At 55.1% G+C, this 243-nt stretch carries 1 protein-coding gene; it reads right to left on the reverse strand.

The window, feature by feature from the left end:
• Nucleotides 1-243 (reverse strand): AMP-binding protein (locus IEX98_RS29335; protein WP_229692448.1); only part of this gene is annotated, 243 nt, incomplete at both ends.

Below are 243 nucleotides of genomic sequence, written 5' to 3' on the forward strand. Positions count from 1 at the left end.
TACTTGACCTTGCGCAATCGTTTCGGCAATCGTCCGCGGGTCCTTTTCCCCTTGCGGAGGGAGTAAATGCAGCTGCTTGCCTGCAATCGCCCACCAGAACAACTCCCATACAGACACATCGAACGTTATCGGCGTTTTTTGCAGCAGCACGTCTCTATCCGCCAGCGGATACGCCTTTTGCATCCAGTGCAGCCGGTTAACGACAGAGTGATGCTCGATCATAACGCCCTTCGGCTGACCCGT

Origin of the sequence: Paenibacillus radicis (ex Gao et al. 2016), from assembly GCF_014641555.1 — a bacterium.
Lineage (GTDB): Bacteria > Bacillota > Bacilli > Paenibacillales > Paenibacillaceae > Pristimantibacillus > Pristimantibacillus radicis.